The organism is Desulfurella multipotens, assembly GCF_900101285.1.
Taxonomy (GTDB): Bacteria; Campylobacterota_A; Desulfurellia; order Desulfurellales; family Desulfurellaceae; genus Desulfurella; species Desulfurella acetivorans.
The window spans coordinates 1-25236 of the sequence record NZ_FMYU01000010.1 but is presented as its reverse complement, the minus strand read 5'-3'; the positions used below and the strand labels follow the sequence as shown (position 1 = coordinate 25236).

At 30.4% G+C, this 25236-nt stretch carries 26 protein-coding genes; 9 read left to right on the top strand and 17 right to left on the bottom strand.

From position 1 onward, the window contains the following. Window positions 1–7 precede the first annotated feature (7 nt). Genes BLQ93_RS07195 through BLQ93_RS07160 form a run of 8 tightly spaced genes read right to left on the bottom strand, consistent with a single transcriptional unit; the run spans window position 8 to window position 10066 of the window. Window positions 8–550, bottom strand: a complete 543-nt coding sequence (locus BLQ93_RS07195) for a hypothetical protein (RefSeq protein WP_092129251.1) — start codon at window positions 548–550, stop codon at window positions 8–10. Next, a complete protein-coding gene (locus BLQ93_RS07190) occupies window positions 528–992 on the bottom strand; it encodes a hypothetical protein (RefSeq protein ID WP_092129249.1) in 465 nt (154 codons plus the stop codon). Before BLQ93_RS07190 ends, BLQ93_RS07195 begins: the two co-directional genes overlap by 23 nt. Window positions 993–1000: 8 nt before the next feature. After that, window positions 1001–2935 carry an ATP-dependent helicase gene (locus BLQ93_RS07185; RefSeq protein WP_092129247.1) on the bottom strand — a complete coding sequence of 645 codons (1935 nt, stop codon included), beginning with the start codon at window positions 2933–2935 and terminating at the stop codon, window positions 1001–1003. Further along, window positions 2928–4682, bottom strand: coding sequence for a chloride channel protein (locus tag BLQ93_RS07180; RefSeq protein WP_092129245.1), 1755 nt, complete (start codon window positions 4680–4682; stop codon window positions 2928–2930). Before BLQ93_RS07180 ends, BLQ93_RS07185 begins: the two co-directional genes overlap by 8 nt. Beyond that, window positions 4679–6472, bottom strand: a complete 1794-nt coding sequence (gene glmS / locus BLQ93_RS07175; RefSeq protein ID WP_092129243.1) for a glutamine--fructose-6-phosphate transaminase (isomerizing) — start codon at window positions 6470–6472, stop codon at window positions 4679–4681. The genes BLQ93_RS07180 and glmS overlap by 4 nt, the downstream gene beginning before the upstream one ends. Beyond that, window positions 6473–7810, bottom strand: a complete 1338-nt coding sequence (gene glmU / locus BLQ93_RS07170) for a bifunctional UDP-N-acetylglucosamine diphosphorylase/glucosamine-1-phosphate N-acetyltransferase GlmU (RefSeq protein ID WP_092129242.1) — start codon at window positions 7808–7810, stop codon at window positions 6473–6475. Window positions 7811–7821: 11 nt separating this feature from the next. Continuing rightward, complete coding sequence (gene purH / locus BLQ93_RS07165) at window positions 7822–9339, bottom strand: bifunctional phosphoribosylaminoimidazolecarboxamide formyltransferase/IMP cyclohydrolase (RefSeq protein ID WP_092129240.1); 1518 nt, start codon at window positions 9337–9339, stop codon at window positions 7822–7824. Next, window positions 9323–10066 carry an SAM hydrolase/SAM-dependent halogenase family protein gene (locus BLQ93_RS07160; protein ID WP_084323596.1) on the bottom strand — a complete coding sequence of 248 codons (744 nt, stop codon included), beginning with the start codon at window positions 10064–10066 and terminating at the stop codon, window positions 9323–9325. Before BLQ93_RS07160 ends, purH begins: the two co-directional genes overlap by 17 nt. 90 nt (window positions 10067–10156) lie before the next feature. On the opposite strand from BLQ93_RS07160, the gene BLQ93_RS07155 reads away from it, so the two are divergent. The 9 genes from BLQ93_RS07155 to BLQ93_RS07115 all read left to right on the top strand — a co-directional run bounded on the left by BLQ93_RS07155 (window position 10157) and on the right by BLQ93_RS07115 (window position 15461). Continuing rightward, window positions 10157–10996: a 4-hydroxy-3-methylbut-2-enyl diphosphate reductase gene (locus BLQ93_RS07155; RefSeq protein WP_025392044.1), complete on the top strand. Its 840-nt coding sequence runs from the start codon at window positions 10157–10159 to the stop codon at window positions 10994–10996. Further along, window positions 10983–11780, top strand: a complete 798-nt coding sequence (locus tag BLQ93_RS07150; RefSeq protein ID WP_092129239.1) for an inositol monophosphatase family protein — start codon at window positions 10983–10985, stop codon at window positions 11778–11780. Before BLQ93_RS07155 ends, BLQ93_RS07150 begins: the two co-directional genes overlap by 14 nt. Then, window positions 11777–12628: a metal ABC transporter substrate-binding protein gene (locus BLQ93_RS07145; RefSeq protein ID WP_092129237.1), complete on the top strand. Its 852-nt coding sequence runs from the start codon at window positions 11777–11779 to the stop codon at window positions 12626–12628. The genes BLQ93_RS07150 and BLQ93_RS07145 overlap by 4 nt, the downstream gene beginning before the upstream one ends. Next, a complete protein-coding gene (locus BLQ93_RS07140; protein ID WP_025392047.1) occupies window positions 12621–13388 on the top strand; it encodes a metal ABC transporter ATP-binding protein in 768 nt (255 codons plus the stop codon). Before BLQ93_RS07145 ends, BLQ93_RS07140 begins: the two co-directional genes overlap by 8 nt. Then, on the top strand, window positions 13364–14179 hold the full coding sequence (locus tag BLQ93_RS07135; protein WP_092129235.1) for a metal ABC transporter permease: 816 nt from the start codon (window positions 13364–13366) through the stop codon (window positions 14177–14179). The genes BLQ93_RS07140 and BLQ93_RS07135 overlap by 25 nt, the downstream gene beginning before the upstream one ends. Further along, window positions 14179–14517: a NifB/NifX family molybdenum-iron cluster-binding protein gene (locus BLQ93_RS07130; RefSeq protein ID WP_092129233.1), complete on the top strand. Its 339-nt coding sequence runs from the start codon at window positions 14179–14181 to the stop codon at window positions 14515–14517. The genes BLQ93_RS07135 and BLQ93_RS07130 overlap by 1 nt, the downstream gene beginning before the upstream one ends. Window positions 14518–14592: 75 nt before the next feature. Next, window positions 14593–14904, top strand: coding sequence for a DUF134 domain-containing protein (locus BLQ93_RS07125; protein WP_025392050.1), 312 nt, complete (start codon window positions 14593–14595; stop codon window positions 14902–14904). Next, entirely contained in the window at window positions 14879–15214 is a 336-nt protein-coding gene (locus BLQ93_RS07120; RefSeq protein ID WP_092129231.1) for a NifB/NifX family molybdenum-iron cluster-binding protein, read from the top strand. The genes BLQ93_RS07125 and BLQ93_RS07120 overlap by 26 nt, the downstream gene beginning before the upstream one ends. A gap of 10 nt (window positions 15215–15224) precedes the next feature. Next, window positions 15225–15461 carry a DUF5320 family protein gene (locus tag BLQ93_RS07115; protein WP_092129229.1) on the top strand — a complete coding sequence of 79 codons (237 nt, stop codon included), beginning with the start codon at window positions 15225–15227 and terminating at the stop codon, window positions 15459–15461. Window positions 15462–15493: 32 nt separating this feature from the next. On the opposite strand, the gene BLQ93_RS07110 is transcribed toward BLQ93_RS07115, so the two are convergent. From BLQ93_RS07110 to pstC, 9 genes are all read right to left on the bottom strand, one after another. Beyond that, window positions 15494–17431, bottom strand: a complete 1938-nt coding sequence (locus BLQ93_RS07110; protein ID WP_092129227.1) for an alpha-amylase/4-alpha-glucanotransferase domain-containing protein — start codon at window positions 17429–17431, stop codon at window positions 15494–15496. Beyond that, complete coding sequence (locus BLQ93_RS07105) at window positions 17428–18273, bottom strand: DNA polymerase III subunit delta (protein WP_092129225.1); 846 nt, start codon at window positions 18271–18273, stop codon at window positions 17428–17430. The genes BLQ93_RS07110 and BLQ93_RS07105 overlap by 4 nt, the downstream gene beginning before the upstream one ends. Beyond that, entirely contained in the window at window positions 18239–19873 is a 1635-nt protein-coding gene (locus BLQ93_RS07100) for a CTP synthase (RefSeq protein ID WP_025392055.1), read from the bottom strand. The genes BLQ93_RS07105 and BLQ93_RS07100 overlap by 35 nt, the downstream gene beginning before the upstream one ends. A gap of 71 nt (window positions 19874–19944) precedes the next feature. Continuing rightward, window positions 19945–21165 (bottom strand): sensor histidine kinase, encoded by a 1221-nt coding sequence (locus BLQ93_RS07095; RefSeq protein WP_092129223.1) that lies wholly within the window; start codon window positions 21163–21165, stop codon window positions 19945–19947. Beyond that, window positions 21149–21817, bottom strand: a complete 669-nt coding sequence (locus BLQ93_RS07090; protein ID WP_025392057.1) for a winged helix-turn-helix domain-containing protein — start codon at window positions 21815–21817, stop codon at window positions 21149–21151. Before BLQ93_RS07090 ends, BLQ93_RS07095 begins: the two co-directional genes overlap by 17 nt. 3 nt (window positions 21818–21820) lie before the next feature. Further along, window positions 21821–22480: a phosphate signaling complex protein PhoU gene (gene phoU, locus BLQ93_RS07085; protein ID WP_092129221.1), complete on the bottom strand. Its 660-nt coding sequence runs from the start codon at window positions 22478–22480 to the stop codon at window positions 21821–21823. Between the two features lie 8 nt (window positions 22481–22488). After that, complete coding sequence (gene pstB / locus BLQ93_RS07080) at window positions 22489–23268, bottom strand: phosphate ABC transporter ATP-binding protein PstB (RefSeq protein WP_092129219.1); 780 nt, start codon at window positions 23266–23268, stop codon at window positions 22489–22491. Then, window positions 23265–24098 carry a phosphate ABC transporter permease PstA gene (gene pstA / locus BLQ93_RS07075; RefSeq protein WP_092129217.1) on the bottom strand — a complete coding sequence of 278 codons (834 nt, stop codon included), beginning with the start codon at window positions 24096–24098 and terminating at the stop codon, window positions 23265–23267. The genes pstB and pstA overlap by 4 nt, the downstream gene beginning before the upstream one ends. A 1-nt stretch (window position 24099) precedes the next feature. Then, window positions 24100–25026 (bottom strand): phosphate ABC transporter permease subunit PstC, encoded by a 927-nt coding sequence (gene pstC, locus BLQ93_RS07070; protein WP_025392061.1) that lies wholly within the window; start codon window positions 25024–25026, stop codon window positions 24100–24102. Window positions 25027–25236 lie beyond the last annotated feature (210 nt).

Here is a 25236-nt window from a genome sequence, read left to right as displayed (position 1 = left end):
ATTCCTCCTAATAAATTGGCTTTATATTTTGTAGGCTACATTTTACAAATAAGTTTTTATCTATCCTAAATAAATTTTTTATATCAGGCAATCCATTGTAATTTTGACAATTTTCATTGCAATTATCAAGTCTTTTTACAATATCGTTTATACTATAGCATTGTATTATTTCACCTATAGGTGTTTTTTTCATCACAGCTAAACATTTGCTATCCATACAACTTGCCGCTATTAAATCCATAGAATTTATACAGTAGACTAAGCCGCAAAATTCAAAAAACAAACCCTTTATAGTAGAAAGTGTAACTCTAAGACTACTGTATCTTCCTGGACCAATTGTTACATACAATATTTTGATATCAGAAAAACTCAAATTGTTTTTTTTTAATAAGGTATCAAACGAAGAAACAATTGTAACAGAATGTATGGCTTTTTCTATAAAGATAGAATCAATCAATAATTCATCTTTGAAAAAAGCCATACTAAGCGATTCGGATGATCCGTCAATTGCAAAAGCAATATTATTATTATTTTGTGCTGGCGCTTGCATCAATATTTACAAACGGGTTAAAATTTATTGGCGGTAATACCACAGGTGCCAAACCCATCCTAAGCAATGTAGACTGTACAATTTCTCTAAAATACGGCCAGCTATCAACTAAAACAGTGGAATCAGCAAAAATCTTAAAAATCTCGTCATCCATGGGACCACCTACCTGGAAATCTAAAATGTAAACCGGATTAATCCTGATCAAAACGTCATCAGGGTTATTTTGGAGTGCTACCTTAAAAAAAAATTCCTGAAAAACTCTTACATGATTATCTGCTATAACCTGATAATATGCATTTTTGTCAATAAAAACTTTCGATTCTTCCATTGAAACATTAATTTTTTCATCATCAAAGTTAGCTTCGAGTTTATAAAGTCTAATGCTATGAAAAACTAAATTCGTATTAAGTTTTGTAAATCTTTCCTGAATACTATCTGCCATTGTGCCTCCTAAAAAATATCATTTTCTGTTAAAATTTTTAAACCATACTTAAAAAAATTTACTTTTAATTCTAATGGTTTTTCTTTTACATTCAAAATAATTCCTTTGCCAAAATCCTTATGGTTAATGGTTTCTCCAATCCTATACCTTTTAAGTTGAGTTTTGTTGACAGCTATCTCTTTCAAAAAACGGGATGGTATAAAACTATTGTGAAAATCAGATAAATAATAACTTAAATATAAAGTTTTCTTAGCCCTTGTAATGCCTACATACATTATGCGTCTTTCTTCTTCTATAACTGAATCTTGGTATAAGCTTGGCAAAATACCTTCATTTAGCCCAACAATAAAAACATGATCAAATTCTAAACCTTTAGCTGCGTGGATTGTCATAAGACTTACATTCGGCAAAGATAAATTATTTTCTCCATCTATGCTTTGAGAGTAATCATATAAGCTTGCATTTTCCATAAAAGATTCAATATCCATATTTTTTGCAAATTCAATAAGTTCATCAATATTCGATTGTCTTATATCTTGCCTGTAAAAGTTTTTATCTGAAAACACTTCATCAAATACAAACTTTAAACACTCGCTAATATTACCAAATTCAAGTTTTTTTTGCAAAATTTTTACAAATTCAATAAATCTAGCAACTTTTGCATATTTTTTTTGCGTGAGTGTGCTTGCTGCTATAAATAGGTTTGTATTTAAATCAATTGCTATTTTTTTAATGTCATCTATTGTTTTTAAGCCAATACCTCCAAAATTTCCAATGGAACGGATAAAAGAAACATCATCTTTCTCGTTATACGCAATTTTAATAAAACTTAATATGTCTTTTATTTCTTTTTTATCAAAAAATTTGTGAGCACCGATTTTTTTATAAGCAATACCAAACTGCATAAAATATTCTTCAAAAATCCTTGATAGGTTATTGTTCCTATAAAGAACCGCTACACTTGAATTATCATTTTGCATTAAAATATTTTTTATTTGATTTGATACAAAGTAAGCTTCATCTTTATTTGTTGCAAATTCCTTTATAACAGGTTCTACTCCAGAAATATCAGAATAAAGATTTTTTCCTATACGTGTTTTATTATGTGTTATGATAGTATTTGCAATGTTAAGTATATTTTTTGTTGAGCGGTAATTTTTTTCCAGTTTTATAATCTCGCATGGCAAAAAGTCATTGCTAAAAGATAAAATATTATTGATATTTGCGCCTCTGAAAGCATAAATTGACTGATCTTCATCGCCTACTGCAAAAATGCGATTATCTCCATTATAAAATTCCTTTATTAATTCATATTGTATATTATTTGTATCCTGATACTCATCAATTAAGATAAATTTGAATTGATTTTGAAAATTTTGCCTTAATTTATCGTTATTTTTTAGTTCTTCTATAAACTTTATCAATATATTATCAAAATCAACAGCATTATTACTTTCAAGTTTTTCTTCATAAATTTTATAAATCCTTTCAAATTCTTTTGTTGGAAATTCTAAATTTGAAGAATTTTTTATTTTAGAAATATATGATGCAACTTTAGAAGGTTGGAATTTATTTTTATCTAAATTAAGGTATGTTATAATTTCTTTTACAAGCATTTCTTGATCATGTTTGTCATAGATTGTGTATTTCTTGCCTATCTGGCGCAAAAATCTCAACGATAATGCATGAAATGTACCAATGTAGAAATTATCTATACTCGTATCCAAAATATTTGCTACTCTGTCTTTCATTTCATCTGCAGCTTTATTTGTAAATGTCAAAGCCAATATTTCCCAAGGTTTGGCTAAATTATTTTTTAAAATATAAGCGATTTTATATGTTAAAGTTTTTGTTTTACCGCTTCCGGCACCAGCAATAATAAGTAAATTTTTATCACAAATTTCAACCGCTTTTTTTTGTTGATCGTTTAGCGAATCAAACATTTGAACTTCCTTGAGCTATTTTGTTGAGTATTGCTTTTCGTCTTATTATTCCAATGACTTCCATACTTTCAAGAGATTTTACAACTGGGATTGTATTAATTTCTCTAAATCCAATTTTGTTTAAAAGTGTATATAAACTTTCTTGAGGCAAAACAACTACAAGGTCGGTGTTAGCCACATCAGCTGCAATTAAAAAATTATTAAGCAGATTTTCGTTTAATATTGTTTTTAATACATGTAGTGTAACTATCCCATATAGCTTATTGTTTTCATCTAATACAAGTATTTCGTTATACTTTTGATTTGCAAATATATCATAGATTTCTTTGAGCGTCTTATCTTTGCTTACAGTTAAAAATTTTGTTTCCATAAGCTCTTCAACTTTTATGTGCTCTAAAAGGTTGATTTTGTACTCATCAGCATGAACAAGTGAATCAACTCTGGTATTAACCTGAGCTTCTTCTAAGTTTACTTCACTTGTTAATAAAAAAGCGATAGCAACTACCCATAATGCAGGTACAATTAACTCGTAGCCGCCGGTGATTTCAGCAGTCAAAACAATTGAAGAGATAGGTGTTTTCTCGCACGCAGCTAAAAATGCAGCCATGCCCACAACAGCAAAACTTGAAGGATTAATAACTACAAATATGTCACTTTGCTTTAGTAAACTTCCAATACCCACTCCAAGTAAAGCTCCAATTATTAAAAGTGGAGCAAATAAACCAACTGGCGTTTTGCTTCCTGCTGAAATTGAAGTAGTAAACATTCTTAAAATACCAACAATAAGTAAAAAGAAATAGTTTTTTGGATCTGTAAATGCAGCTTCAAGTAAACCATAGCCCATACCAGCACTAGCTGGCAAAAAAATGCCAAATAATCCTACAACAAATCCACCAACAGCTGTTTTTAAATAAATAGGATAATCTATCATACTAGCTAATGTTTTTACATGCTTAAATAACTGGATAAACAGTATAGAGCTAATTGCAATAGCTATAGCAAGTATTGTGTATGATACAAGTTCAAGTGGGTTGTAAAAATACATTGGCGACACACTAAACATATGTTGCCATCCAAACAAAGATGAAAAAACAGAATATGCAGTAATTGATGAAATTGCGCTAGCCATTAGCGCTTCATACTCAAAATCTGCTTCTTTGTAAAGAACCTCTGTTGCAAATATTGCAGCCCCCATAGGTGCTCTAAATATTGCACCTATGCCTGCTGCAAGTCCACTTACCATTAGCATTCTTTTTTCTTTGTTACTTAAGTTAAAAACATTGCCAAGAAAAGAACCAATTGAAGCTCCGATTTCTGCTGCAGGCCCCTCTCTTCCGCCGGCAAAACCACTACCAAGTGCTATTGAGCTTGCAAAAAGTTTTACAATTGCTGATTTTGGTCTTATGGTTGATTTATGATGAAAGTATTTTATAATTTTATTTACTCCACTTTCTTTATCATTGAAGATATATAATATCAGGCCACTTAAAAAACCACCAGCAGTAATAATTACTAAAAAAAACAATGGTTTAAAGGGCTCATTTTTTAAAGTAAATAAAGATTTTTCATTTGTAGGAAACTTAAATGGAAATCCTGCTATATGATTAAGTAAATATACGCTAAAGAAATTTATCATAACAAATAAGAATATTGCACCAAGACCACTAAATATGCCAAGTAAAACATAAATTAACCATTTTCTGGCAATATTATTTTGCAAAAAACTTAAGCTTGCAATATCTTTCATTCAACAGTTACGCTTTTGGCTAAATTTCTTGGCTGGTCCACGTCATTGCCTAAAATATTTGCAATATGGTAGGCAAATAATTGCAGAGGCACAATATTAACAAAAGCAGAAAAAAAATAAGATGTATTTGGAACCTGTACAAAATCATCAGCAATATTTGAAAATTTATCAGATAAAAGTATAATCTTGCCATTTCTAGCTTTCACTTCATTTGCATTTGATATTGTTTTTGAATAAAGCGGCTCAAAGTTTGGTGCTATAACAAATGTAGGTGTATTTTCATCAATTAATGCAATAGGTCCATGTTTAAGCTCACCTGCAGGATATCCTTCTGCATGTATATATGAAATTTCTTTTAATTTTAAAGCACCTTCTAAAGCTAGAGGGTAAGATAATCCTCTTCCTAAATACATAAAATTTTTTACATTAGCGTACTTTTTTGCTATTTTTTCAACTTCAGTATTTAAACGAGAAAACTCGGTTTTTAGAATAGATGGTAAACTCATTAGTTCATTTAGGTAAGGCTTTATCTCTATGCCCTTTAGCTGAGCAATTTTTAAAGCAAATAAATAAAGCATTGCAAGCTGGCAAACAAAGGCTTTTGTAGAAGCAACACTAATTTCTGGCCCAGCAAGTGTATATAATACATAATCGCTTAACCTTGCTATTGTGCTTTCTTGGACATTGACAATTGATATTGTTTTTACACCAAAGCTTTTTGCAAGGTTTAGAGATTCTTTTGTATCTGCAGTTTCTCCAGATTGTGAAATTGCAATAAATATACTATTCTGCGTAAATATAGGTTTCAAATAGCGAAATTCAGATGCAATTTCAACATTCACCGGTATAGACAATAGCTCTTCAAAAAAATACTTTGATGTCAAACCTGCATAATAACTTGTCCCGCAAGCTACGATTGTTATTTTATCAGTTTTTTTTAATAATTCTTCATCAATATCCATATTAATTTTATCATTAAAAATATGTGCGTAAATTGTATTTGCTAAAGCTTCGTCTTCCTCGCTTATTTCTTTTAGCATAAAGTGTTTAAAACCACCCTTTTGGGCTGTTTGCAAATTCCAATCAACACTTTTTATCGTCCTTTGAACTTTTACTCCGTTATTGTAAATTTCGAATTGACCATTTTTTTCCAAAACTGCTATATCATTTTCTTCTAATACAATAAACTGCTTTGTATGTTCCAAAAAAGCACTTAAATCACTTGCCAAAAATAGCTCATTATCTTTTATGCCTATAAGAAGTGGTGATTCTTTTTTTGCAGCATATATTTTTTCTTCACCTAAATGTATAAGTGCAATTGCAAAACTTCCTTTTAATATGGAAATTGCTTTTTTTAGAGCTTCAAGTGTATTTATATTTTGGCTTAAGTAATCAATAAGAAGCAATATTGACTCTGTATCTGTGGCTGAAGTTTTTTTATAACCATTTTTTATCAAAAATTCGTCAATTTCTTTATAATTTTCTATAATACCATTATGTACAATTGCAAATTTTTTAGTCGAATGTGGATGAGCGTTTTCTTTGCTTGGTTTACCATGTGTTGCCCATCTGGTATGTCCAATACCAATTGTACCATTAAGCTCACTTCCTATAGATAAACACTGACTGACTAAATCTGCAACCTTGCCTTTAACCTTAATTACTTCTATCTGCTCATTAACAAGTGCAATACCAGCAGAATCGTAACCTCTATACTCTAAAGCTGACAAACCATTTAACAATATGCCACTGGCTTTTTTGTTTCCAATGTAGCCTACAATACCACACATTTATTTCTCCTCATGGCGTTTTCTATATTCTATAACCCAGTTTTCTTTTACTTGTTGAGGCACTCTTGATAAAACTAAACTGAATGGTGGAGTATCTTTTGTAACGGTTGTGCCTGCTGCTATCAGGCAATCATTACCAATTTTAACAGGTGCAACAAGTTGTGTATCTGAACCTATAAATACATTGTCACCAATTATTGTCTGGTGTTTTTTGTATCCATCATAATTGCATGTAATTGTACCAGCACCTACATTTACATTTTTGCCTACAATTGCATCTCCTATATAGCTTAAATGGCTTGCTTTGGTATTTTCATCCAGAATAGACTTTTTTACTTCAACAAAATTACCTATATGTACATTCTTTTTTATTACATTGTCTGGTCTTAAGTGAGAAAACGGACCTATAGAGCAATTTTCTTGTATAACCGATCCTGTTAGGACACTGTAAGGTTTTACAACAACATTGTCTGATATATCACAAGAATCTATAATGCAACCTGTGTCAATTATACAGTTTTTACCGATTTTTGTGTTTTTTCTTATGTGCACATTAGGATATATAAGCGTATCTTGTCCTATCTGGACATTGATATCAATATAAGTTGTATCTGGATCAATAAATACAACACCATTTTGCATATGAGCTTCAATGATGCGCTTTTGCATAATTTTTCTTACATTTGAGTACTCTTTTTGTGTATTGATACCCAAAATTTCATCTTTTTCGACTTCAAATAAATCACAATTTTTTGCAAACTTAACTAAGTCTGGCAGGTAATACTCGCCTTGAGCGTTGTTATTGTCTATTTTTGGTAAATTCGTTAAAGCGAAGTCTTTTTTTAGAAAAAAAATGCCACTGCTTACTAAACTTATCTTTAAAATATCATCATTTGCATCTTTTTGCTCAATAATTCTAATACCACTTTCATGCTTTACAATACGCCCGTAGCCTGTTGGATCATCAACTTCTGCTACAAGCAATAAACAATCTAAGTTTTTGGTTAAAAAAAATTCCCTGGCAATCTTTAGCGTATATGGTGTAATCAAAGCGGAATCAGCATTTATTACCAAAAAATCATCACTTATATATGGCAGAGCGAGTTCACAAGCTTTTGCTGTGCCATTTTGAATTTTTTGAACAACAACACTGCCAAAAGCAGATAATTCTTGTTCATTTTCTTTGTTTGCTGCAATTATAATTTTTTCAAAACCACTGTTTTTTAGCGTATCGACAATGTGTGAAATAATGCTTTTGCCACACAAATCGTAAAAAATTTTACTTTTGGACGTTTTCATGCGACTACTTTTTCCTGCAGCCAAAACTACAGCATCCATAAAAACCTCTATTAATGTCTAAAATGTCTTTTTTTTGTAAATATCATAGGTAGATTATACTCATTACATGCTTTAATTACCTCATCATCTCTAATCGAGCCACCTGGTTGAACAAATGCTGTTGCACCAAAAGATTTTGCCAAATCAATATTATCTCTGAATGGGAAAAAACCATCCGATGCCAAAACACTCCCTTCTAAATTTATACCTAAATCTTTGGCTTTCTGTGCAGCACATTTTACAGCATCAACCCTTGAGGTTTGGCCCGCACCGATTGCTAAAGCCTGCGAATTTAAAGCAAAACATATTGCATTTGATTTAGCAAACTTTGCCACAAACCAAGCGAACTTCAAATCTTCAATTTGGTTTTGTGTGGGTTTTGATTGAGTAACAATTTCATAACTAAAATCATCTAAATAATCGCTATCTTGAACAACAAAACCTCCAACTACACTTTTTATATCTTTATTTTCTTTATATGAATTTATATCAACCTTATCTACTTTAGCTAAAATTAAATTTTTCTTTTTTGACAAAATACTTAATGCTTCTTTTTCAAAATCAAAAGCAACAATGACTTCATAAAAACGCTCTGTTAATTTTTTTGCCAAATTTGCATCTACACTACCATTTATTCCAACTATCCCACCAAAAGCACTTATAGGGTCACAAAATAGCGCTTTTTCATATGCATCCTGTGGATTATCAGCACAAGCTACACCGCATGGTGTATTGTGTTTGATTATGGTACACATAAAAGGCTTACTCAAATAAGTAGATTCTATCATCATCCTGTAAGCAACATCAATATCTAATATATTGTTAAAAGATATTTCTTTTCCCTGAAGTTGAACCATGTTTGGCAAACCTTTTTTTAGCGGCACTCTATAGAAATTTGCCGCTTGGTGAGGGTTTTCTCCATACCTTAGAGATTTTTTTAATTTCATACCAATATTCAGTGTATCACCTTTATAACCAAATTTTTCAACAATCACAGAATCGTAATAAGAAGTTAAAGCAAAAGCTTTTAAAGCACATTTTTTTCTAAAATCTATATCTATGTTATCAAAGTTTTCCATTACTCTTGTATAATCTTTCGGATCGACCACAACCAATACCCTTTTATAATTTTTTGAAGCTGCTCTGATAAGTGTAGGGCCACCTATGTCAATATTTTCTATTAACTCGTTTGTATTGTTTGAGCGCATGGCTACCTGTTCAAAAGGATAAAGATTTACAACAACAATATCTATGGGTTCTATATTGTGAATTGATAATTCTTCTTTATGTTTTGGATTGCTTAAATCTGCAAGTATACCTGCATGAATTTTATATTGAAGCGTTTTAACACGGCCATCTAAAATTTCTTCAAAGCCAGTATAATTCTCTACACTTGTTGCGCCTATACCATTTTGTTTTAACAAATTATAAGTTGAACCCGTTGATATTATGGATACACCTTTTTCTTCTAGAAATTTTGCAAACTCCACAATACCTGATTTATCATATACACTAATAATTGCTCTCATTTTTACTCCTTATTATAATTTCATCTGATATTTTAGCATTTATAAGTTCTTTTGCACTATTTTTGTAAGCAGCAATCTCTAAAAAACCAAAAGAGCCTTCTATTACAAATAAACCTTCTCTAAACTGTCCATAATATTGAGCTTTTTTATTTATTACCTTATTATTTAATACTAATTCAAAATTATCTGTTTCTGATTTAATATTTGTAATTATATTACCAAATTTATCTATCCATAATATTTCGCCTTTTTGTTCTTTATTGTCAAAAATCACCTCCAAACAATCAAATTTCTCATAATAATCCGTTTTTACCAATTTAATATCGTTATTTAGCAATTTGCATACTATTTTTGAAAAAACATCCCTTGCATGAAAAGTAGATGATTTGCTTTTAAATTCTTCATCAATATAAAAAGCTTCAAAATCACTATCAAATGTCAAAATACCATTATCTCTACCAACAAAAATATAACTATTCCTTTTAACAACGATAGGTTTTGCCAAAGAACCAACTTGGGGATCAACAACAACTAAAAAAATACTTCCTTTTGGAAAATACTCAAATGAATGCTTAAGTATAAACTGAGCACTCTTTAAGCTAAAAGACTCTATCCCGTGAGTTAAATCAATGATTTCAACATTACAATTTGACTTTATTACACCTTTTACTATGCCTACATAAGGATCAAAATAGCCAAAATCCGACAAAAACACTACCGTTTGCATCTTTTATATTTTATACTTAATTAAAAGTTTTTCAAGTTTATATAAAATACTAATTTGAAAACTTTGTTATTATTTGGTATAATTACAACCGTGAAAATTAGAATAGCTGAAAATGCTGGTTTTTGCTATGGTGTAAAAAGGGCTATAAAAATAGCAGACGAAGCTCTAAAAAAAAACGAAATAATTTATAGTTTAGGTCCTATAATACATAATCCACAGGTTGTAGGTGAATATGAAAAAAAAGGATTAAAGGTGGTTGAAACCATAGACGAGGCAAAAAATGCTGTGCTTATTCGCTCGCATGGTATACCACCGCAAGTATATGAGCAAATAAGCGAAAAAAACTTAGAGTGTATTGACGCAACCTGCCCTTTTGTAAAAGAAGCACAAGATTACGCAAAACAATTATATGAAGAAGGCTATTTTGTAGTCATAGTTGGAGATCAAAATCATCCAGAAGTTAAAGCTCATATTGCTTATGCTAACTACAAAGCTCAAGTAATAAATTCGATACAAGAAGCAAAAAATATTGAAGCTCAAAAAATAGGTGTCATATCACAAACTACACAATCTATGGATAATTTTGTGTCTATTGTTTCAGAGTTTGTAAAAAAAGCAAAAGAAATTAGAATATTCAATACGATATGCGATGCAACAGAAAAAAGACAGGAATCAGCTAAAGAGCTTGCAAAAAATTCTGACCTTATGATAGTAATAGGTGGCAAAAATTCTGCAAACACACGCAAGTTATATGAAATTTGTCTTAACTTTTGCAAAAAAGTCTACCATATAGAAACAAAAGAAGAACTAAAAAAAGAGTGGTTTGAAGGTGTTGAAAATGTTGGCATAACAGCAGGTGCAAGCACACCAAGCTGGCTTATAGAAGATGTCATAAAAGCCATAGAAAAAATCGAAAATGATATATATTGATTTTTTTAAAAATTTAGGGAAAAAAATCCAACAATTAAATAAATTTTTTGGCGAAAAAATAGCGAGCTTTGAGTTTGAAGAAAATCCCTTTGGTGATGTAAGTGTGTATATTGACAAAAAAGCTCAGGAAATCGTTGTCGAATCAATAATAAAAGAATCAATAAAATGCACATTACTTAGTGAAGAAAGTGGATTTTTAGATTTTGGACAAAAGTACCCATTATTTATAGTTGATCCAATAGATGGAAGTTTAAATGCCAAAAGGGGTATACCATATAGTGCTTTTTCTATTGCTTATTCTACATCAGATTCAAGCGACTTCATAAATGAAGCGTATGTGTTAAACTTATCAACATCAGATGAGTTTTTTGCTTCTAAATCTAATGGTGCTTATTTAAACGGTAAACAAATAAAAAAACTCTCACTAAAAAATTACATTGCAGCAATTGAAGGAATAAAGCGACAAACTAATTTAGATGATTTAAAAAAAATCTATAAAAGCTTTTATCGTGTAAGATCAATGGGTAGTGTGGCGCTAGATTTGTGTTATTTAGCCTGTGGCAGAATAGATGTTTTTTTTCATATTCAACCTTCCAGAATTATAGATTTTGCAGCTGCAAAACTTATAGTTGAAGAATCAGGGGGTGTTTTGCTGGAATTTGAATCCAAAAACCTGTATAATGTTCCAATAGACCAGGAAAAACACAAACCATTTTGGGCTGTAGCTGAGTTGACAAATATTGATGAGTTTTATAACAAGGTTTTTATGGAGGAAGGTCAATGAAAAAATCATTATTTATTGTTTTATTTGTTTTATTTTTTGTACAAAATGCATTCTCAAAACCACTTGTTGTAACAAGTACCTATATTTTAAGTGCCCTTGTAAAACAGATTGGCCAAAATAAAATTGATACAAGATTTATTGTTCCAGAAAATGCAAACCCACATTTTTTTAATCCAACACCAAAAGATGTACAAGAATTATCTAAAGCAAATTTAGTTATTGGCGTGGGTTATGGTTTTGAGTTTTGGTTTGATAAAGTAAAAAATAATATAAAAGGTAATACTTTAATGCTTTCGGACTATTACACAAATCCTATTGAAAAAAAAATATTAAAAGGACAAATAATTGCAAACCCACACATTTGGCTTGATATGAATTTTGTCAAAAATACTGCTGTATTTGAAATTGCAAAAAATTTGTGCAAAATTGATTCAAAAAATTGTCAATTTTTTATGCAAAACGCTAAAGTCTTAAGCCAACAAATATCGCATATTCAGACAAATTATGAAAATCTATTTAAAAATAAAAATATATGTATTGTAGAAGTTGACCCTGCATTTGATTATTTTCTTTCAAGCTTTGGCCAAAAAACATGCGCTAAAATGCTCCAAGAAGGCTCTGGTGAGCTTTCAATAGGAAATTTTAAACTTTTAGAAAATTGTAAATGCAAAAAAGGTATTGTAATTTATGCTTTTAGGTCAAAACAAGCTCAAGCGATAGCCAAAGAAAAACATTACAAACCAGTATACTTAAGTCCACTTGGAAACTCAAAAGACAATAATCAAGATAGCTATACAAAACTACTTGAGTACAATTTAGAAAAATTAAAAAGTGCTATAAATGATTGAAATTCAAAATGTCAGTTTGGTTTACGATAAAAAACTTGTCCTTGACAATATTAATGCTGTTATTAAAACTTCAGAATTCGTAAGCATAATTGGACCAAATGGAGCAGGCAAAACTTCTTTAATTAAAATTATGCTAGGGCTAATTAAACCAACAAGCGGAAAAGTCTTGATTGAAGGAAAAGAACCTAAAGAGTATATTGCAAAAAACAAAGTATCGTATCTACCGCAACAAACAAGTATAAACTGGTCTATGCCTCTTAGGGTAATCGATATTATGCTTATAGAAAATCTCAAACCATTTAGTGTTTTTAAAAAACCAGATAAACATAAAATTGAACACGCAAGATTGATGCTTGATAGATTTGGGATTTTAGATATTGAAAATAAATACTTAAAAGAATTATCTGGTGGCCAAAAACAAAGAGTAGAACTGGGAAGATGTCTACTTAAAAAACCGCAACTTTTAATTTTGGATGAACCAAATACTGCTCTTGATGCTGTATTTAATGAAAAAATGTACAATATTTTGGTTGAAGAAAAACAAAAAAATAATACAACTATCATTTTAGTTAGCCATGATATAGGTGCTGTAAGTAGGTTTGTGGATAGGATTATGTGTTTAAATGTAAAGCTTCACTGTAGCGAAAAACCAGAAAATATAGATTACTCAAAACTTGTTTCTGTATTGTATGGCTCTGACACAAATATTGTAGTACATTCAAATGGGTGTGAATCATGTCAATTTTACAAAACCAAATAATACTGGATGTTTTTATTAAATCAATGATTGTAGGCATAAGTTTATCAATATTGTTATCTATTTTAAGTTATTTTATAGTTTTACAACGATTAAATTTTTTAGGTGTTGGTATATCACATTCTGTTTTTGGAGGTCTTGCTTTTAATTATCTTTTTGGATTAAGCACGCTTCTTTTACCAATTGGGTTTGCTACTCTAACTGCCTTATTAATTGGTATTTTATACAGAAAAGGCTTAAGCAAAGATAGTGCCATAAATGTAATGTTTGTATTTACAATGGCTTTGGGCGCTGTTATTTTGAGTTTTTCTTCAGGGTATTCTGCCAACATACTTGGGATGCTCTTTGGTGATATATTAGCCATAAATACAAGTGATATAGTTTATTCAATAATTCTTTTGGCAATTGGACTTGTTCTGTTTAGTTTATTTTTTTCACATATGCAACTTATAACATTTAACGAAGAGTTAGCGAAAATAAACGGCATAAATGTTGATTTATTTTATTATCTTTTTTTGATTTTTTTAGGAATCGTAATTGTATTAAGTGTAAAATTAATAGGCATAATACTTGTTAATGCCTTTTTGGTATTGCCAGCTCTAAGCGGTATGAATATGGCAAGAAGCTATAAAAGCGTCCTTTTGTGGTCGATTTTATTTTCTATTATTTCATGTATAAGCGCTATTTTTATCTCATATTATCTAAACACTCCATCTGGAGCTACAATTGTAATAACATTTTTTATTTTATGGCTATTCAGTTCAATATTTAATAAAATAACAAGGAGGTTATAATGAAAATTGCGATACCTGTAAAGGATAATTCTTTAGAAATTTTTCCAAGAACCGGTCAAGCACCTTACTTTGCAATATTTAATGATTCTAAATTTAGCCATTTGGTAAAAAACACTATTGAAGAACACGATGAAGAAAATGCCTCAATAGACCATGTAGAATTTCATAGAAAGCAAGTGGAAGCACTTGGTGACATTGATGCCGTTTTGGTTTTAAAGATAGGTAAACACATTAAACAGGCACTTGATGAAAAAAATATACAAATAATCGAATTCCCAAATAGTAATTTCAAAAATGCAAAAGACCTTATAGAAGCCTATTTTAACAATAAAAACTAATAATCAAAATTATACTTGACATATGTCCAAAAAGATTTATATTTTTTATGGGCATATGCCCATAAAGGAGGCTAAGTGCGGGGTCGTTGGCGCAGAAGGTTTATAGAGTATAAACCTCAAATTAAATGCTTTAAGCCATGTGGTGTACCTTTTAATGAGCTACATGTAAATGTGCTTTTGCACGATGAACTTGAAGCTTTAAGGCTTGCTGATTATGAAGGTTTATACCAGGAAGAATGTGCACAGCGTATGAATATTTCTCGTACTACATTTGGAAGAACAATAGAAAGTGCAAGAAAAAAGGTTACAGATTGTCTATTATATGGCAAAGCTTTAGTTATTGAAGAAGGAGGTGATACTAATGAGAGTGGCAATACCAACCAGTGATGGCAAAAATATATCAAAGCATGTGGCGCTAAGTAAGTACTTCAATATTTATGAAAACAATCAATTAGTTTCTCAAATCCAAAACCCGCTTATTGAAAATATAAAAGAGTCAGTACCACTCCACTCACACAATGGCAGGGGTTTAGGTGCTGGAAGAATTATACCATCTTTGCTTGCAAGGCAAAATGTAGGTGCGTTTTTAGCAAGAGAAATTGGAGATGGAATGAGATACAATTTAGAGCAGTTTGGAATAAAGTGCATTGAAACACAAGAAAAAAACATTGATGAAGCATTAAAAATGATTAATTAGGAGGTGTAGTATGCCATTTGGAGATGGAAGAGGGCCACTTTGGGCTAATGATAGCACATATGCGCCAAGATGGTATGGAAGAGGTTTAGGCAGAGGCTTAGGTAGGGCAAGAGGTTTTTGGGCAAGAGGATTCGGCTGGGGTTACCGATCAGGCTTTGGCGCCAACTATGATAAAGAATTTTTAGAAGAAGAAAAACGCTATCTTCAAGATCGCTTAAGAGAAATTGACTCTTTGCTTAACCGCTAAACAAACTTCTAAAGAAGGCTTTAAAGCCTTCTTTAGAGTAAATCAAATTTTATACTAAACATTGGAACATCACATTTAATAAATAGGCAGGTTTGCTGGTAAAGCTTTTCTATCCCGCTTTCAGATAAAGAAACACTATATACTGGAACTAGTAAAACTTTAGATGGTGTAAAATTTAGATTGAAGTAGATTTTTCTATAATTATCAACAAACAAAATATTATCTGATTCTTCTTCGATAAAAGAATCCATACTGTATTCTTTTTCATTTATAATTATCTGCTTATCAAAAAAGGCACTTAAAAAAGTAAAATTAAGCTCTTGGTAAAGTATATGTTGATCTTGTGTTTTGTAAATATCAACCATAAAACTTGCATTATTTATAGTATAAACTTTTCTTATGCCAAATTGTTTGTTTTCTAAATGGATGCTGTAATCCAATGCAGTGGTATTATATTTTAGAATACCATTAATTTGATTAAAAGAACTTTCAAAAATTTCCTTTAATGTTAATTCTTTGTCTACAAAATGATCCACCAGTGTATACCTATTATTTTTGTCATAAAAAATAAAGTTTTCTATACCACTTTCTTTGGCAAAAATTTCTGAATGTATACTTTCAACACCAGAATTTTGTTTTTTATAATCAATTTTTGTATGATAGAATTCTTTATGTCTTTTTATTGTATTTGTGATATTAAAATTAAAAGGTTTTATGTCAAACTCAAAAATTGAACCACTATAATTAGGTTTAACAAAAACATTAAAAATACTATTGCTCAAAACATGTTCAACACAATAATCATTATCTATATCAGCTGAAGTAACAGGATTTTCAAAATTAGCTGCAGATATAATATTTTCGTAAACGGCATTTCTTAAGTGTGGCATATATAGTCCGCCAAAAATACCATGCCAATATGCGTCATTGCATTGCGCATCAAAAAATTGCTCAGTTTTTTGTTTATTTTTTGAATCCAAAAATTGCTTTGCAAATAATACGCGTTTATGCATATTATTTGCTTCATCATATTTTGCCAAAAAATTACGCCATGTACCACCTTGTATGAAATGTTTTTTAGAATCATACAAATTCATAGATTTAATTTTGTCCATATAATCATTGTATTGCTTTTGAGCCTCAAAACCTAAAGCCCACTCACCAAGTTCAGTGTATGAACCCGTCGGTGGGTTAGCTCTTTTTATTAAACCAGTGTAGCTTTTAAAAAAATCTTTTGGCAAAACAAACTCTACAACATTATTAATTTGATTTAAAAAATTTTCAAGCCAAGCGCTTTTGTAAACCCACTCGTATGTACCAGGCCATATACCAAATTTTTCACCATCATCTGCAAATACAAAAAATGCTTCATCATTAAAATTATTAAAGTAATCAATTGTTTCTTGGGGTTGCCTAAAAGGTATAGTATAGCGTAAAACTTCATTTGATGCCAAAAGTTTAACTTTTGAAAAAACATTGTCTGCCACAAATACTGTATTTAGAACCTCACTTTCTTGGATACCACAGCGCTTTAAATGTATATCATCTATTACTACATACTCAAGTGGATCAATGACACTCGGTAAATTTGGCTCCCAAGCGCGTTCAGCAAGCCATATTCCAGAAGGCTTGCAACCAAATAAATCATAAACCAAATTATTCATGTACTCAATTTGAGCTTTTGATGAATCAAAATCCCAAACAGGCAAAATACTTTCTGAGAAGCTCCCACCAAGTATCTCAACCCTGCCCTTAAATACCATATCCCTGATAAGACCTATAAAATCAGGCTTGTTTTTTGCAAGCCACCTTAAAAGCGGTCCAGAGTAGTGAATGGCAAACTTAAAATTATCAAATTTAGAGGCTACTTCAATAAATGGCAAATAAGCTTTACTAAAAGCTTCCTCAAATACACTATCAAAATTGCCTATAGGTTGGTGATTGTGTACTACAAAGATAAATTTCTTCACTTTTGCACCATCCAGTTAAAAATTTTTAATTTTAATGGTAATAAATTACGAATATTAGCACTTTTATACAACTTATCCAAATCATACAAAATAGTTATTAAACTTTCAAGTTTTTCCTTTCCTAACCGACGCACAATATTTGTGTAGTAAGTTTTTTTGGAGTCACTTACATTATAAAAACTCAAAAAAGCATTAACAAAAATTGTTGAAAGCGTAGAAATAAAAACTAACGGAAAATCATTATACTTATCAATAATGGCACAAAATATCTCAAAATCATTGTTGACTATAGTATCAATAGCTTCAAAAATAGATGGCTCATTATCTAAAAAATCAATGTCCTCATAATTTTTAGACAACGAAAGTTTTTCAACAAGCAAATATAAAGCCGTAGCATTCGAATAAAAAGGACTACTACTTATTTTATCCAACAAATGCACATCAATATCTTTAAGTTTATTTTTTAAATATGTTTTTATTTCTTTTTCACTTAAAGGTCTAAAATTTACAATTGAATCAGATTTAATTTTACTCGAGCACTTAATAGGATCTAAAATTAATATATTTTCTGTGTGTATAATGTCAATTAATTGTTCAAGTTCAAAGTTAAGCTTAATGTGTTTTATAACCTTACTATTAAATAAATCAAAGCAACACAAACGTGGAATATCCTCTAAAAATTCTTTAAATGTTTCATATGTGAATTTTTGAACGCTTAAACCAGTTGCTCTAGATAACCTTTCTATGTATGTCTGTTTTAGAAAATAATCATCACTATTAAAAATATATAAAGTTCTAAACTTATTTTCAGATATCTCTTTTTTTAGCTCGTCTTGATTCATATGAGTAACTAACAAAAGCTTTAATAAGGGGATGAGGGTTTAATGGTCGTGATTGAAATTCAGGGTGGAATTGGACTGCAATAAAAAAAGGATGATTTTTTAGCTCAATGATTTCTATCAGTTTGTCATCTGGACTTTTACCACTAAAGATAAAACCAGCTTCTTCAAATAATTTAAGATACTCTGTGTTAAACTCATATCTATGCCTATGCCTTTCATATATGAGTGTTTGATTGTATATTCTGTGAGCCAATGTATTTTCTTCTATAACACAAGGGTAGCTTCCAAGCCTCATTGTTCCACCCAGTCTTTTTGTGCTCCCTTCAACATATACGCCATTTTTTACCCATTTATCCGCTATATGAATTACTTGGTTTGGACTTTTTTCATCAAATTCTTGAGAATTTGCATCTAATTTTAAAACATTCCTTGCAAATTCAATTACAGCAGCTTGCATTCCAAGGCAAATCCCAAGATAAGCTATAGAATTTTCCCGTGCATATTTAATTGCCAGCATTTTGCCATCAATGCCTCTTGCACCAAAACCGCCTGCTACTAAAATTCCGTCAACTCCACTAAGCAAACTAACACCATCTTTTTCTAATTCTTCAGAATCAATCCAGCGTAAATTTACCTTGATATTTAAACTTCCACCACAATGAACAAATGACTCAATTAAGCTTTTGTAAGCCTCCTTTAATGAAACATATTTGCCAACAAAAGCTATTTCTACTGCATCTTTTGGATATTTAATAGAATGAACCATTTTTTTCCATTCATTTATATCAACACCATGATCTGGTAAATCAAGCTTAGATAAAACTGCAGAATCAAGCCCTTCTTGGTTTAGTGCAACAGGTACTTCATAAACTGTATCTACATCACATGCGTTAATTACATCTTTTTTGTCAACGTTGCAAAATAAAGCTATTTTTTGTTTTAAAGAATCATCAAGAGCAATCTCGCTTCTTGCAATAATTATGTCTGGTTGTATACCCAAAGACTGCAATTCTTTTACACTATGTTGCGTGGGTTTTGTTTTAAGCTCATCTGTTACTTTAATGTATGGAACAAGCGTAACATGAATAAATACGGCATTTTTGCTTCCAAGCTCTAATTTTAGCTGTCTTATAGCCTCCAAGTATGGCAAACCTTCAATATCACCTATTGTTCCACCGATTTCTACAAGCAAAATATCTTTATTTAATGCAGCTTTTTTAATACGTTGCTTTATCTCATCTGTGATATGAGGTATTACTTGAACTGTAGCGCCAAGATAATCTCCTCTTCTTTCTTTTTCAATTACGCTATAATACACTTGTCCTGTCGTAAAATTATTGTCTTTGGTTAATCTTAAACCTGTAAAGCGCTCATAATGACCAAGGTCTAAATCTGTTTCGGAGCCATCATCTAAAACATATACTTCACCATGCTGATATGGGTTCATTGTGCCAGGATCAATATTTATATACGGATCTATTTTAAGCATAGAAATATTAAATCCTCTTTTTTTTAATAAAAACCCTAAAGAAGAGCTCGATATACCCTTACCTAAGGATGAAACAACACCGCCAGTTATAAAAATATACTTAGTATTCATAAATTACCCCTATTTTTTCAACAAAATTAATCATATAAATATTATACCACAAGATTGTTTTTTTACAAAAATTATTCATTTTTTTTAGGAAATTTTATTCTAAATAAACTTCCAACACCAACTGTACTTTCCAAATCAATTGAACCATTATAGAGTAATACCAGATGTTTTACAATAGCAAGTCCAAGACCGCTACCTTTACTTTTTATTTTATAAAATCGCTCAAATATTTTTTCCTGATGGCTTTTTTCTATACCAATGCCGCTATCTTCAACTTCAAAAATATAATAACTATCATCTTCGTAGCATTTTAGTTTTATATAACCTTCTTTTGTGTAAAAAAACGCATTATCAAGTAAATTATTTAAAATTGTTTTTAAGTGATACTCGTTAAAATGTATTGTTTTAATTGAACATTCTTTTATAAATTCAATACTTTTGCTATTTAATAAATGGTTGATGTTAAGCTCTGAAAGTAGAGCCTCTACATTTATATCTGTTAAAACATCGTTGGATTGCTTGAAATGTTCTATTTCAGCTAACTGTAAAATATTGTTTATCAAATCATTTAGATTAAGTGCATTTTTATATATATACTTTAGAAATTTGTTCTGATCTTTTTTATCTATATCTTTATTTAATAACAATGTTTCTGCATAACCAACAATACTTGTAATTGGAGTTTTTAATTCATGAGAAGCATTAGAAAAAAAGTTCATTTTCATTGCCTGGTAGGATTCTTCCTTTGTTACATCTTCAATTATTATTATGTAACCATTTTCTATAGAAATTTTATTGAATTTTAAAATTTTATGCTCAAATTCAACTTTTTGAAAATTCTCTTTTATAAACTTATCAAAAAGTGCCAATACTTTATAATTTTTCCAACCATCAATTATAGATTGCCCCTGCTCTATATTGCAACCGAAAATAAAAGAAATGTAGCTATTTGACAATATAACGGTATTTTTGCTATCAACAAGCAAAACGCCAAGTTTGATGTTTTCTATAACTTTTAAAAGATTAGACCTATGAAGACTAAGTTTATCGATTTTTTGAGATTGCCTTTCGATAATCTTGCTAACAATAGGAAAAACCCTAAAAAAAACATTACCATGATTTTGAAAACTTTCTTGTATTAAATGACTAAATCCTTCTATAAGTACAATCGTTAAAATAATGTATAAAATTAAGCTTAATAAAAATAAATGAAAAAAATGAAAAACAACTAAACTAATAAGAAAATTTAATAATAGAATTAAAAAAAATAAAAATTTATAAAATAAGGCCATAACCTACTTTTGGCTTTGATTTAATTATATCTGCTTTAGTACCTAATTTTTTACGCAAAGAAGATATATGAACATCAACCGTCCTTGTTTGTACTTGACTATCGTAGCCCCAAACTTTTGTAAATAATTCTTCTCGCGAAAAAATTTTATTGGGGTTTGATAAAAAAAGTCTCAAAAGTTCGAATTCTTTGGTTGTTAAATCAAGAATTTTATTGTCTAAATACGCACTAAATGTATTTAAGTCTAGCTCTATACCGTTAAATATCAGTTTGTTATCTTTCTTTTCAATTCTTCTTAATAATGCTTTTATCTTAGCTATTAAAACTTTTACAGAAAATGGCTTGACAATATAATCATCTGCTCCGTCTGCAAGCAATTTTGTGATTATGCTTTCTTGCGATTTTGCACTCAAAATAATTACAGCAATATCTTTGTACTCATTTTTAGATTTTAATAATTTAAGAAAATCTTCCCCCTGTAAACCAGGAAGCATAAGATCCAATATTATAACATTGGGTATGAAATCCTTTAAAAGAAGCATTGCGTAATTAGCATCATCTGCAATAACTGTTTTGAAACCCTCTTTATTTAAATTAAACTCGATTAAGTGAGATATTGTTTCTTCATCTTCTACAATTAGTATATTAAACATTTCTTACAAATCTTTGATGCGTTTGTGCTTAAAAATTTCACCTGTTGCTATATAAAGTGATAATTCTGCAATATTTGTAGCTTCATCTGCAATGCGCTCTATAGCGCGTGCTATAAAAATCATTGGTATAGTCAAAATTGAAGCATTTTGCTCATTTGTTATCTGTGCCATCTCTTTAATTATAGATAACTCACATTTATCAACATAATCATCGCTTTTTATAACAGAAATAGCTTTAGAATAATCTTTAGAAAAAAAGGAATCAAGTGCTGTTTCAAGCATAATAATAGTCTTGTCTTTCATATTGGAAATTTCACTCGTATCAACTCTAAAATCTACAAAATCAATTTTTTCTACCCATTCTGCAATATTTGTAGCATTATCAGCAATACGCTCCAGAAATGTATTGATTTTTAAAGCAGATAAAACAATCCTTAGATCTTCAGCTAAAGGCCACCTTAGGGCTATTAAGTTTGCACAAAACTCATCTATATCATTATCCAAAGCATCAACTTCATCATCAAGTTCTTTTACTTTTTGAGCCAACTCCAGGTCTTTATTTATCAATGAATCAATAGAGTAAATAAACATACGTGTAGCTGCCTGTGCCATATTTGAAATTTTTACCCTCAATTGTCTTAAATCTTCATCTAATAGTCTCATATATGCTCCTATCCAAACCTACCCATAATGTAGTCTTGTGTTTTTTTATCTTTTGGGTTTGTAAACATTATATTTGTTTTATCGTACTCAATAACTTCACCATCCATTAAAAAAAGTGTATATTCAGATACACGAGCTGCCTGTTGCAAATTATGTGTTACTGCTATAATAGTCAACTTTTTCGAAAGTTCAACCATTAAATCTTCAATTTTTGATGTTGATATAGGATCAAGTGAAGCGGTAGATTCATCAAACACCAAAACTTCAGGGTCAACTGCAATTGCACGTGCAATGCACAATCTTTGCTGCTGACCACCGGATAAATTTGTGGCAAGCTTATCAAGTCTATCTTTTACTTCATCCCAAAGAGCAGCATCTTTTAGAGCTTTTTCTACTCTATCTTTTAATTCTGTTTTATTTTTGATACCTTTTAATTTTAAACCAAATGCAATATTTTCGAAAATCGACATAGGAAAAGCGGTAGGCTTTTGAAAAACCATACCAACTCTATCTCTTAATTCTATCAAATCTATTTTAGGATCCAAAATATTTGTATCATCAATAAAAATTTCACCTTCGTATCGATTATTTGCATATAAATCATGCATGCGGTTAAAACACCTTGCAAGCGTAGTTTTGCCGGATCCAGATGGTCCAATGAGTGCCAAAATCGTGTTTTCTTTCACGCAAAAATTTAGATCTTTTAAAGCAATCTTGTTGCCATAATAAAAATTAAAATTCCTTACATCAATTTTTTGTTTCCCATCGATTTTACAAATATATTTCAACGACTAAACCTCCAATAAGAAAACAATCTGCTTGCAATATTAAATAACAAAACACTAAAAGTCAAAATTATTGCTGCAGCCCATGCTAAATGGTGCCAGCTATCATATGGTCCCATAGCGTAATCATACATTGTTACAGTTAGAGTTGCTATAGGTTTGTTTAGTTTGTAACTTTCAAAATTACTGTTAAATGATGTAAACAAAAGCGGAGCCGTCTCACCTAAAATTCGCGATATAGCAAGCAATATAACACTCACTATACCAACAATAGCTTCTTTTGCTACAACTTTAAAAATTACTATGTACTTTGGTGCCCCAAGTGCATAAGCTGCTTCTCTTAACTCATTTGGCACAAGCTTTAATATATTATCTATAGAGCTTATTACAATTGGTATCATAAGCAAAGCAAGCGCAATAGAACCTGCAATAACAGAAAAGCCACCCATTGGCACAACGACCAACGCATAAACAAAAATACCTATTATTATGGAAGGAATACTTGTCATGGCATCAGAAACATTCCTAATAATATTAGATAAAAAACTATCTTTGCCATATTCACTCAAATATATACCACCAAGTATGCCAGTTGGTATACCAAGCAGTGATGCTAAACCTACAACTTCCAATTGGCCTAAAATAGCAAACTTTAAACCACCACCTTCATCTCCAGGTGATACAGCATTTTGTGTAAACACAGACCAGTTAATATAATGAAAGCCTTTTTCAATTAAACTGACAATTATCCAAAACAAAAAAAATAATCCAATAAATGCACTAATTGTAGAAATAGATAATCCAATATAATTTTTTATTTTGCGTTTTCTCATTTTAATTCCCCGTTTTTCTCAAAAAAAACATTTTTGATCCAATAATCAAAAGAAAACTCAACAAAAATAAAATAAGAGCCAATAAATACATTGAGGATAAATATAAGTGAGAACTTGCTTCTGTAAACTCATTTGCAATCGTTGCAGTAACTGTAGTGGTTGCAGACATTAATGATGTAGGAAGGCTGTCCTGATTTCCAATAACAAATGTTACAGCCATAGTTTCACCTATTGCCCTACCCAAACTTATAAGCACAGCACCAATAATAGCACTTTTTGAATATCTAAACATAACCTTTGAGATAGTTTCCCACTTTGTTGCACCAAGCGCATATGCAGACTCTTTAAGTAAATCTGGCGTTATCTTTAGCGCATCTCTAGCCAATGCTGCAGTAAATGGTATAATCATTATTGCAAGCACAACACTGGCCGTAAATAGACTAACACTTGAAGAATACCCATAAAAATATTGGCCAATAACAGGCAGTTTTGCAAGTGTAGAATTAAATAAAGGTTGTACATATTTTTCAATCAATGGACCTAAATAAAATAGACCCCAAAAACCATAAATTACACTAGGAATAGCTGCAAGCAATTCTATAGCTATCCCAATTGGTGTTTTTAAAAAATTTGGACAAATTTCAACTAAAAAAATTGCTATGCCAAGCGCTATAGGTATAGCAATAATAGCCGAAATAACTGTTGTTAGAAATGTGCCAACAAGCGCAATTAGACCTCCAAACTTATCAAATGCTGGAGACCATACGTTGCTTGTTATAAAGCTAAAAAAACCAAAGTGGCTTATCGCATCCTTTGAATTTATATAAAGGACTAAAAATAAACCCGCAATAACAAGTAAAGTAAAATATGCAAAAAACATGGAAATATGTTTTAAAAAAAAGTCAATAATAATAAACTTTTTTTTCATTATTATTCCTCTTTATTTATTTTAATTTTAAGGTTAACATCACGTAAAATTTTATAATTTATTTTCATTTAAATACTTAATTATTTTATCTTTTGTGTTTTTTGGCAGTGGAATGTAGCCCAAACTTTCAGCAGCTTTGTCACCATGGGCAAAACCCCATTTGAAAAACTCAGCTGCTTCTTTGTGTGGTAATGTAGGTTTTTTAGGAAT

Excerpts from the sequence above, each read along its gene's own strand:
- BLQ93_RS07195 (WP_092129251.1), bottom strand. The coding sequence starts at position 550 with ATGCAAGCGCCAGCACAAAATAATAATAATATTGCTTTTGCAATTGAC.
- BLQ93_RS07190 (WP_092129249.1), bottom strand. The coding sequence starts at position 992 with ATGGCAGATAGTATTCAGGAAAGATTTACAAAACTTAATACGAATTTA.
- BLQ93_RS07185 (WP_092129247.1), bottom strand. The coding sequence starts at position 2,935 with ATGTTTGATTCGCTAAACGATCAACAAAAAAAAGCGGTTGAAATTTGT.
- BLQ93_RS07180 (WP_092129245.1), bottom strand. The coding sequence starts at position 4,682 with ATGAAAGATATTGCAAGCTTAAGTTTTTTGCAAAATAATATTGCCAGA.
- glmS (WP_092129243.1), bottom strand. The coding sequence starts at position 6,472 with ATGTGTGGTATTGTAGGCTACATTGGAAACAAAAAAGCCAGTGGCATA.
- glmU (WP_092129242.1), bottom strand. The coding sequence starts at position 7,810 with ATGGATGCTGTAGTTTTGGCTGCAGGAAAAAGTAGTCGCATGAAAACG.
- purH (WP_092129240.1), bottom strand. The coding sequence starts at position 9,339 with ATGAGAGCAATTATTAGTGTATATGATAAATCAGGTATTGTGGAGTTT.
- BLQ93_RS07160 (WP_084323596.1), bottom strand. The coding sequence starts at position 10,066 with ATGCAAACGGTAGTGTTTTTGTCGGATTTTGGCTATTTTGATCCTTAT.
- BLQ93_RS07150 (WP_092129239.1), top strand. The coding sequence starts at position 10,983 with ATGATATATATTGATTTTTTTAAAAATTTAGGGAAAAAAATCCAACAA.
- BLQ93_RS07145 (WP_092129237.1), top strand. The coding sequence starts at position 11,777 with ATGAAAAAATCATTATTTATTGTTTTATTTGTTTTATTTTTTGTACAA.
- BLQ93_RS07140 (WP_025392047.1), top strand. The coding sequence starts at position 12,621 with ATGATTGAAATTCAAAATGTCAGTTTGGTTTACGATAAAAAACTTGTC.
- BLQ93_RS07135 (WP_092129235.1), top strand. The coding sequence starts at position 13,364 with ATGTCAATTTTACAAAACCAAATAATACTGGATGTTTTTATTAAATCA.
- BLQ93_RS07130 (WP_092129233.1), top strand. The coding sequence starts at position 14,179 with ATGAAAATTGCGATACCTGTAAAGGATAATTCTTTAGAAATTTTTCCA.
- BLQ93_RS07120 (WP_092129231.1), top strand. The coding sequence starts at position 14,879 with ATGAGAGTGGCAATACCAACCAGTGATGGCAAAAATATATCAAAGCAT.
- BLQ93_RS07115 (WP_092129229.1), top strand. The coding sequence starts at position 15,225 with ATGCCATTTGGAGATGGAAGAGGGCCACTTTGGGCTAATGATAGCACA.
- BLQ93_RS07105 (WP_092129225.1), bottom strand. The coding sequence starts at position 18,273 with ATGAATCAAGACGAGCTAAAAAAAGAGATATCTGAAAATAAGTTTAGA.
- BLQ93_RS07100 (WP_025392055.1), bottom strand. The coding sequence starts at position 19,873 with ATGAATACTAAGTATATTTTTATAACTGGCGGTGTTGTTTCATCCTTA.
- BLQ93_RS07095 (WP_092129223.1), bottom strand. The coding sequence starts at position 21,165 with ATGGCCTTATTTTATAAATTTTTATTTTTTTTAATTCTATTATTAAAT.
- BLQ93_RS07090 (WP_025392057.1), bottom strand. The coding sequence starts at position 21,817 with ATGTTTAATATACTAATTGTAGAAGATGAAGAAACAATATCTCACTTA.
- phoU (WP_092129221.1), bottom strand. The coding sequence starts at position 22,480 with ATGAGACTATTAGATGAAGATTTAAGACAATTGAGGGTAAAAATTTCA.
- pstA (WP_092129217.1), bottom strand. The coding sequence starts at position 24,098 with ATGAGAAAACGCAAAATAAAAAATTATATTGGATTATCTATTTCTACA.
- pstC (WP_025392061.1), bottom strand. The coding sequence starts at position 25,026 with ATGAAAAAAAAGTTTATTATTATTGACTTTTTTTTAAAACATATTTCC.